This is a genomic window from Vibrio sp. OPT18 (genome assembly GCF_015163615.1).
Lineage (GTDB): Bacteria > Pseudomonadota > Gammaproteobacteria > Enterobacterales > Vibrionaceae > Vibrio > Vibrio coralliirubri.
The window spans coordinates 100878-107760 of the sequence record NZ_JADDYK010000088.1; the positions used below are offsets into that span (position 1 = coordinate 100878).

At 46.1% G+C, this 6883-nt stretch carries 5 protein-coding genes and 1 pseudogene; 2 read left to right on the forward strand and 4 right to left on the reverse strand.

Annotation, left to right across the window (positions count from 1 at the left end; genetic code table 11):
• Nucleotides 1-227 precede the first annotated feature (227 nt).
• Nucleotides 228-575, forward strand: coding sequence for a RidA family protein (locus IQQ51_RS22920; protein WP_004729674.1), 348 nt, complete (start codon nt 228-230; stop codon nt 573-575).
• Nucleotides 576-1027: 452 nt separating this feature from the next.
• Here the strand turns inward: IQQ51_RS22920 and IQQ51_RS22925 are convergent, their stop codons facing one another.
• The 3 genes and pseudogenes from IQQ51_RS22925 to IQQ51_RS27605 form a co-directional block, all read right to left on the reverse strand.
• Nucleotides 1028-2494, reverse strand: a complete 1467-nt coding sequence (locus IQQ51_RS22925) for a dihydrolipoyl dehydrogenase (RefSeq protein ID WP_193842206.1) — start codon at nt 2492-2494, stop codon at nt 1028-1030.
• 273 nt (nt 2495-2767) lie between these two features.
• Entirely contained in the window at nt 2768-3496 is a 729-nt protein-coding gene (locus IQQ51_RS22930) for a glutathione peroxidase (protein ID WP_017061133.1), read from the reverse strand.
• A 44-nt stretch (nt 3497-3540) separates the two neighbouring features.
• Nucleotides 3541-3721: pseudogene (locus tag IQQ51_RS27605) on the reverse strand (hypothetical protein).
• Between IQQ51_RS27605 and oxyR the strand changes: the two are divergent.
• Nucleotides 3720-4613: a DNA-binding transcriptional regulator OxyR gene (gene oxyR, locus IQQ51_RS22935; RefSeq protein ID WP_017061132.1), complete on the forward strand. Its 894-nt coding sequence runs from the start codon at nt 3720-3722 to the stop codon at nt 4611-4613. The pseudogene IQQ51_RS27605 and the gene oxyR overlap by 2 nt on opposite strands.
• A gap of 109 nt (nt 4614-4722) precedes the next feature.
• Here oxyR and IQQ51_RS22940 read toward each other — a convergent pair.
• A partial coding sequence (locus IQQ51_RS22940) for a penicillin-binding protein 1A (RefSeq protein ID WP_228013178.1) occupies nt 4723-6883 on the reverse strand: 2161 nt, incomplete at its 5' end.

Consider the following 6883-nt stretch of genomic DNA (forward strand, 5'->3'; position numbering starts at 1 on the left):
TTAATCGAAAATTCATTAAAGGCAACGTCTTCTATAAGTAATACTATCGGCTAGATATTGAATGGTTTACTTTAGAAGGTGAGTTATTACCCCTCGATGAACATTGCTGGTAAAGTTGTAAGTTAAAAACTAGCGTTACTTATGGCGTGTTTTTCATGCCATAAGGCCGCTTATTGGTTAGTATTGTTCTTTATTGAGTATCCTTATGACATGAGAAAGTGAGTGAAATGATTGAGCGCCAAGAAACCAAACAACGCATGAGCCGTATTGTGAAACACAACGGCACTATCTACCTATGTGGCCAAGTGTGTGCTGATGCAACCAAAGACATCACTGAGCAAACACAGACGATGCTGGATAAAGTGGAAGCTCTACTTGAGCAAGCAGGCAGCGACAAAGAGCACATGCTGTCAGCAACGATTTACTTGAAAGACATGAAAGACTTCCAAGAAATGAACGCAGTTTGGGATGCATGGGTTCCAGAAGGTCACGCTCCAGCTCGCGCATGTGTGACTGGCGACATGGCTCGTGAAGCGCTACTTGTTGAAATCTCTGTAATTGCTGCTGAGAAGTAATCGCTAAGTATTTAGCGATTGGTAATTGCTTCAAGAGATTCCAGATACCTCGTCCCTCAGTTCTGGAATGACGAGTTAAAGCTTGGTTTAGTTGATGCGTTGTTCTTATTGGGCTTCGGTTTTGCTCTGTATTCAAAGTAGCGTCATTCCCCAAAGAGACGAAGGAGCGTAATCGGGAATCTCTGTTTGTGTGGTAAGAGATTCCAGATACCTTGTCCCTCGATTCTGGAATGACGAGTTAAAGCTTGGATTAGTTTATGCGTTGTTCTTATTGGGCTTCGGATTTGCTCAGTATTAAAAGCGGCGTCATTCCCGAAAGCGACGAAGGAGCGTAATCGGGAATCTGTTATTTACTCGTTGCCAAAAACAAAAAGGAAAGCCAATGGCTTTCCTTTTTTAGTATCTAGCGTTTGCTAACTGCTAACTCTTAATTGACTGGCGGTAGTCTGAGATTAACACCCCGGGCCACAATCCAGACAGTGTTTCACCATCTCTGGACCTAGGTGCAGTTTCGCATTCAGGTCACGTAGTGCAGTTCGTACACCCTCTTCAATTACTGGATGGTAGAACGGCATGTCTAGCATTTCAGAAACCGTCATCTTGTTCTGGTGTGCCCATGCTAACAAGTGAGCCAAGTGCTCTGCGTTTGGTCCCATCATTTCAGCACCAAGGAAGCGGCCTGTACCTTGCTCGCCGTAAACGTGCAGAATACCTTTGTTGCGTAGCATCACTCGTGAACGACCTTGGTTTTCGAAAGACACTTCACCCGTTGCGAAACAGCCACATGTGCCTAAGCGTGTGGTGATCTCTTTGTAGGTTTCACCAACCATCGCGATTTGCGGGTCAGAGAATACTGCCGAGATTTTAGAGCGGCGTAGGCCTGCTCGAATCTCTGGGAAGCGACCTGCATTGTCACCCGCAATACGCGCTTGGTCTGCTGCTTCATGCAGTAGAGGCAGTTGGTTACTCGCATCACCAGCGATAAATACTGATGGTAGCGATGTTTGTAGAGTGTAGTGGTCTGCGATTGGCACACCACGTTCATCAAGTTTTAGAGAGGTATTCTCTAAGCCAAGCTTGTCAGTGTTTGGGCGACGGCCTGTTGCTGCCAGTACGTATTCAACGATGTTAGTTTCTAGCTCACCTTGTTTATTGATGAACTGGATTTCGACGCGAGCCTCACCCGATTCAGTGGTAATGCGCTTCATGCTTTCGATTTTCACGTCGGCATCTAGATAGAACTCTTCATTGAAGGCTTTATCTGCGTAAGCCATGATCTCTGGGTCGGTAACTGGGCCAACTTGACCACCCAAACCGAACAGTTTGGTTTTCACACCTAAGCGGTGCAGTGACTGACCAAGCTCAAGACCAATAACACCAGGGCCAAATACGGCAACCGATTCTGGTAAATCATCCCAGCTGAACACGTCGTCGTTAATGATCAGACGATCACCAAGCTCATTCCAAACGGCAGGGTATGCAGGGCGCGAACCGGTCGCGATAACAATACGTTTAGCGGTGACAACCGTGTGGTCATCAATTTGTAGTGTGTTGTCGTCTAAAAATTTTGCGTAGCCAGAGATCTTGTCTTGCTCTGGAATTTCATCAACACCTTCTAAAACAAAACCAACAAAACGGTCACGCTCAAACTTCACTCGGTCCATCACTTCACGGCCGTTAATCACGATATCACCTTGTGGGTGAACGCCAAAAGCCGGAGCTTTCTCGATTTGGTGTACGCTTTCCGCAGCTGCAATAAGCAGTTTAGATGGCATACAACCAACACGAGCACAGGTTGTACCGTAAGGTCCGCCTTCAATCATCACGACACTGTCAGTGTGTGCTTTTGCAGCGCGGTAAGAACCTAAACCTGCCGTACCGCCCCCGATAACTGCTACATCTACATTGACTTGTTTCATAATAATTTTCTCGTAATGGCTAAATTTGGTTTGAACGAACCCCTCCAACTCTGGTGATTTCTTGAGAGTCAGGATAGTGGGTCAGTTTTGTGATTCTGTTTTATTAGGTTTAGCTTGTGACTCTGCTTTTATTACTAACTATAGGTTAGTTAAAGACGGGCGAGTCACCAGCTATATTCTTTTTCCAAAACTCAGATAAGAGCGTTTGGAATGGCTAACCCACAAGAGGGTGGGTTAGCTGATACTTCTAAGCCTATATCGGCGATGAAGCGATTAGCCTAGGAAAGTTTCTAGTTCTTCGCTACCACCGATGTGTTTGCCACCGATGAATACTTGAGGAACGGTAGTGCGACCAGAGATTGCACGTAGGCTTACTGTTGTTGCGTCTTTGCCCAGTACCACTTCTTCGTAGTTCAGACCTTTGTCGATTAGGTTCTGTTTTGCTTTCATACAGAAAGGACAGCCTGGCTTAGTGAATACTGTGATTGACTCTTGCTCTTTGTGCTCAGGAGCAAGGTAGTTAAGCATAGTATCAGCATCAGAAACCTTGAACGGGTCGCCTGGTACGTCTTCTTCGATGAACATTTTTTCTACCACGCCGTTTTTAACCAGCATGCTGTAGCGCCATGAACGTTTGCCGAAGCCGATGTCGTTTTTCTCAACTAGCATGCCCATGCCGTCTGTGAAATCACCGTTACCATCTGGGATGAATGTGATGTTTTCCGCTTCTTGGTCTGCTTTCCAAGCGTTCATTACGAATGTGTCGTTTACTGAAACACACAGAATGTCATCAACACCGTTTTCTTTGAATACAGAGTGTAGCTCGTTGTAACGAGGTAGGTGGCTTGACGAACATGTTGGCGTAAACGCACCTGGTAGGCTGAATACGATAACTGTCTTGTCTTTGAATAGCTCTTCAGTCGTTACATTGACCCATGCATCACCTTGGCGAGTTGGGAATGTTACTTGAGGGATTGATTGACCTTCTTTAGATGCAAACATATTGATTTCCTTAAATAGTATTTTTAATTTTGTTCTATCAGAGCTTAACGTTTTTCTTCGCTCTGTTTCGTTTCGTTGAGCCCATTATTAGATAAATCCTTTGATAGCTCTAATCGTTTGATGTTATGGTTTTGATAGGTAAATTCTATCAAGAGCATTTTTTCTTTTAAATGTTTCTATTAGAACCCTTGTTCTTATTAAAACCTGAGGTAAGAGACTGATCATGAACATTCGTGACTTTGAATACTTGGTGGCGCTCGCAGAGCATAAACACTTCCGAAAAGCGGCAGAAGCGTGCTTTGTCAGTCAGCCGACACTAAGCGGTCAAATACGCAAACTCGAAGATGAAATTGGACTTCAGTTAACCGAGCGTAGTCCAAGGAAGGTAATATTTACAGAATCAGGGTTACAACTTGTTGAACAAGCCAAGCGTATTCTCAATGAAGTGAAAACTTTTAAAGATATGGCGAGTGGGCACGGTGAAGCGATGACGGGGCCAATGCACATTGGTTTTATTCCAACCGTGGGTCCTTACATCTTACCTAAGATTGTTCCTCATCTTAAAGAGAGCTTCCCAGATCTTGAGCTTTACCTGCATGAAGCCCAGACCCATCAGTTAGTGAGCCAACTTGAAGATGGCAAGCTTGATTGCTTGGTACTGGCTGCGGTTGATGAAACGGCGGTGTTTAAAGAGATTGATGTATATGACGAGCCGTTAAGTGTTGCCGTTCCATGTGACCACGAGTGGGCTCAACAAGACACTGTCGATATGCTGCAGCTAAATGGACAAACCGTACTGGCGCTAGGTGACGGTCACTGTTTAAGAGACCAAGCCTTGGGCTTCTGTTTTGCTGCGGGTGCCAAAGATGACGAACGTTTTAAGGCAACCAGCTTAGAAACGCTGCGTAACATGGTGGCGGCGGGAGCGGGCATTACCTTGCTACCTCAGCTATCGGTGCCAAAGGAAAAGCAGAAAGATGGTGTGTGTTACGTGCCAGCGGTGAATCCAACACCTTCACGTAGAATTGTCGTGGCTTACCGTCCGGGCTCTCCATTGAAGGGACGTTTCGAGCAATTGGCTGAGACGATTCGAACTCAACTGGAGAAGACGGCTTAGTGCTTGATTTTAGAGCCTAGTCTGGTCAGATATAGATAAAAAAAGGGTTGATATGAATGCATATCAACCCTTTTTATTGGTTCATGTTACTAGGTTCAACAAACCTTAGTTAGAACAGTTCTTCTACTGCTTCACCTGATGAGGTTGAGTAGATGTCATCATTGAAACGTTCAGTGATGTACTCGGTTGGCTCTGTGCCTTTCTCGAAGTACTCGAACATCGATGAGCTATCGAACTTGTTAGTCAGTAAGCCAGTTTCACGGTCGATACGAACACGAACGATGTTCTCTGGAATCTCTTTACGCTCAGCAGGAACACCCGCTAACGCCGTACCCATGAAATCAACCCATGCAGGTTCTGCTGTTTTCGCGCCAGCTTCTGCACCGGTAATCTGATTTTTACCAAGGTTTGAGTTCGCTTTAGTTCTGCCTAGGTTGCGGTTGTGGTTATCAAAACCAACCCATACCGTTGCAACCATGCCAGGGCCGTAACCGCTGTACCAAGTATCTTTTGAATCGTTGGTGGTACCCGTTTTGCCGCCAATGTCACGACGCTTCAACGGCTGTGCACGCCAACCTGTACCGTTCCAACCCGTACCTGCGCTCCAATCACCGCCACCCCAGATGTTGCTGTACATCATTTCACGAACAAGGAATGCGTTCTGTTCAGAGATAACTTGAGGTGCGTATTGTACTTTGGCATCCACATCTTGCTCGGCAAACTCATCAGCCATTGGATCTGCGGTCATTTGCTGTTGGCAATCGTCTTTACAAACCACTTTCGGTGTCGCTTCAAATTCAGTCTCACCAAATGGTGTTTCAATGCGGCTGATGTAGAAAGGTTCAACGTAGTAGCCGCCATTAGCGAATACTGAGTAACCTTGAGCTACCTTCATTGGCGTTAAGCTGCCAGCACCCAGAGCAATGGTTTCAGAGCGCGGTACTTCGTCAATATCAAAACCAAATCGAGTTAGGTAGTTACGAGTATCATCTAGGCCTACTTCACGCAGTACACGTACCGCCATTACGTTTTTAGACTGAGCTAAGCCAATACGTAAACGAGTTGGACCCACGTAAGTCGGTGGCGAGTTCTTTGGTCGCCATGCTGTGCCTTGGCTCTTATCCCATTGGTTAATCGGTGCATCGTTGATCAGTGAGGCTAGCGTTAAGCCTTTCTCAATCGCTGCTGAGTAGATAAATGGTTTGATACCAGAACCCACCTGACGAATAGATTGCGTTGCACGGTTGAACTTGTTGTGTACAAAGTTAAAGCCACCCACCATCGACAATACTGCGCCGTTGTTCGGGTTCATTGCAACAAATGCGGTGTTCGCATTCGGTACTTGGCTTAGTCGCCATACAATCGGTGTTTCTGATTCTGCCGTCGCTGACTCTTCTGTCGGCTCTTCAGAGACTTCATCGCCGGTAACGGCTTCATGGCGAACCCAGATTTGCTCACCAACAGCCAGAATCTCTTTCGCTTGAGAAGGCGCTGGTCCTTGGCGGTTATCTGTTAGGAATTTACGCGCCCAGTTCATGCCTTGCCATTCGATAGTGCCTTCACCTTGGTTCTTAACCCAAATTTGCGCACTTTTCGAATCAACCGCGGTAACAACAGCAGGGACTAAGTCACCATAGGTTGGTTGAGACTTAAGGTGTTTAACGATTTGTTTTTGATCCCACGCTGATTGCGCAGTCTGCCACAATACTTTTTCAGCACCACGGTAGCCGTGACGCTCATCGTAGCCAAGTAGGTTCTTGATCGCGGCTTGGTTCGCTGCTTTTTGCAGTTTCGAATCCACGGTCGTGTAGACCTTCATGCCTGATGTATAAGCTTCTTCACCGTAGCGTTCCACCATCCAAGCACGTGCAACTTCAGCAACATATGGCGCGCTCAGTTCGATCTCTGCACCGTGGTATTTCGAGATGATTTCTTCGCTACGAGCGTCATCGAACTCTGCTTGAGTGATGTATTTCTCGTCTAACATACGACGCAATACAACGTTACGACGGTTAGTCGCGCGCTCAACAGAGTAAATAGGGTTCATTGTCGAAGGTGCTTTTGGCATACCCGCAAGCGTCGCAATTTCACTTAGTGTTAGATCAGGAAGATCTTTACCGAAGTAAACACGTGCTGCAGCGCCAAAACCATACGAACGGTGACCAAGGAAGATCTTGTTGACGTAAAGCTCCATGATCTCTTCTTTACTAAGAAGCTGCTCAATGTGGATCGCAATGAAGATCTCTTTGATCTTACGCATGATCTTTTTC

Bases quoted from the DNA above. Each gene is read 5' to 3' on its own strand.
- IQQ51_RS22920 (WP_004729674.1), top strand. From the start codon at position 228: ATGATTGAGCGCCAAGAAACCAAACAACGCATGAGCCGTATTGTGAAA.
- IQQ51_RS22925 (WP_193842206.1), bottom strand. From the start codon at position 2,494: ATGAAACAAGTCAATGTAGATGTAGCAGTTATCGGGGGCGGTACGGCA.
- IQQ51_RS22930 (WP_017061133.1), bottom strand. From the start codon at position 3,496: ATGTTTGCATCTAAAGAAGGTCAATCAATCCCTCAAGTAACATTCCCA.
- oxyR (WP_017061132.1), top strand. From the start codon at position 3,720: ATGAACATTCGTGACTTTGAATACTTGGTGGCGCTCGCAGAGCATAAA.